This is a genomic window from uncultured Tateyamaria sp., assembly GCF_947504105.1.
In the GTDB taxonomy this organism is placed as follows: Bacteria; Pseudomonadota; Alphaproteobacteria; order Rhodobacterales; family Rhodobacteraceae; genus Tateyamaria.
This window is the reverse complement of record NZ_CANNGP010000128.1, coordinates 1-1693: the sequence shown is the minus strand read 5'-3', so window position 1 is coordinate 1693 and position 1693 is coordinate 1. Positions and strand designations below refer to the sequence as shown.

The window sequence follows — 1693 nt, the reverse complement described above, 5'->3', positions numbered from 1 at the left end:
TGAGAATAGCAGCCTAAATGAACCCCTGATCCATCTTAAACCGGCTGCAAATTGGTCGAAAATCTAGGACCACCTCTGTTAGGCGGGAAAGACCGCGTTTTGAGGACGCTATGCGCAGCCATGGTCTACCCTGGTCCACATGCACCACCCCCAAACGGGTTGGGGGGCTGTATGGGGGTCATCAAGTGGGCTCAGCCGCGCTGTGCGCTTCGCGGGCGTAGTCTTCTGCTTCCTTGCGCGACCAGAATTGCTGGCCGGCAACGAGATACCTCCCGTCGCGGTACTCAACCTCTGTATCGATGTGGGGTTGTGCGGCCACGGGGACTGCCGTCTTGCGCTCGAGTTGGGGAGCGGACTGGGATGCTTCCGACGCCAGCCTGTTTGGTTCGCTGGCAGCGTCAAGCTGCCCGTCCGCATCCGACTCCACCGATGGCTCTGCCATGGGGTGGTCTGCATAAGACGGCTGTCCGGTACCATCTGGTGACGCAGTTGGGTCCGTGGCCTGGACGGCTGAGGCCGCGGATGCCGCCATCTTCGCAGCGTATGTGGCCTGGACTTTCGATTTGCTCAACGCCAGTGCCTCTTGCGACACCTCCAATTGTTGGCGTGCAACGGACAAAGACAGTTGTGCGTATTCCGCACCGTCCACGGACGCCCGGCCCATTTGGGCCATCACGAGACCATAAAAGCCAGCGAGGGCGATAAAGCCGCCGGGGATTGTGCCAAGCGCTCCAAACAACACGTTTGGCGGTCCGTTTCCGCCCGCCTTTGCTGCGAAAGCACCGCCAAGAAGCGCGGCTAAAAGCCCAATTCCGACAACGATCCGGGCGAGAATTTCAAAGAAACTGAATGAGCCACGGGCGGCATCATATGAGCGCATGAAGAAATACTCCAAAACAATATATCAACAATGCCGGGAAACCTGCAGGCTGACGCTATTTGGAGTCAATTGTTTTTTGTGCGAGTGTTGGAAGGCCACGTTTGCTCCGTTGAGCGGAGTTGGTTTGGGTTTGGTACGGTGGCGTATATAGGGGTGGTTTCAATTGGAAAGTGGTCCATCCAGTGCTGCTGCATGTGCAAAGGGATGCCCGACATTGTGGCCGGTGCTCCGTACGCTTGCCGCAGTTACTCCGGGCAGGCTGTCCGAACTAAAGAGCTCGGTTTTATCATATGATTTGAGTTGAGTGACATGCGGGGATGGAGGGGAGTGTGTGCCCTAGGCTCAGGCCCCATCGATCTCTGCTTGGCGTCGTGCTTCACGAGGCTCAAAGCGAGCGGTGAACATGTCTGATCTTTTCTGGCTAAGTGATGAGCAAATGGCGCGTCTTGAGCCCTATTTTCCAAGTCCCACGGCAAGCCTCGGGTGGATGAGCGACGTGTCATTAGTGGAATTATCTTCATCAGTAGAAACGGCTTAAGGTGGCGCGATGCCCCGAACGCACCAAAACCGGGCGTGGCCAGACGTGCATAGTCCGGAATTTGATCTCCAGCGGGCGGCCAGAAGTTTGCATTTTTTCGGCTATGCGAGCACGCACAGATGATTGCCTGTCAATTTAGTGACTTGCAAAATGAAATTGACCTTGCATCCTTACTCTACCTTTGGTTACATTTTGGTGGCGCTAGTGTTCCGAGTCTGACACCTCTTACCTGTTCCCCCGGATTTCATCGAGGGAGTTCAGAGCGCGGCGTTCAC

General features: G+C 56.1%; 1 protein-coding gene and 1 pseudogene. One reads left to right on the top strand and one right to left on the bottom strand.

Going from position 1 to position 1693, the window contains the following annotated elements:
* Positions 1 to 181 precede the first annotated feature (181 nt).
* A complete protein-coding gene (locus tag Q1A75_RS23850) occupies positions 182 to 880 on the bottom strand; it encodes a hypothetical protein (protein WP_299593541.1) in 699 nt (232 codons plus the stop codon).
* Positions 881 to 1283: 403 nt separating this feature from the next.
* On the opposite strand from Q1A75_RS23850, the pseudogene Q1A75_RS23845 reads away from it, so the two are divergent.
* A pseudogene (locus tag Q1A75_RS23845) lies at positions 1284 to 1435 on the top strand (transposase); the annotation flags it as partial.
* Positions 1436 to 1693: the final 258 nt, after the last annotated feature.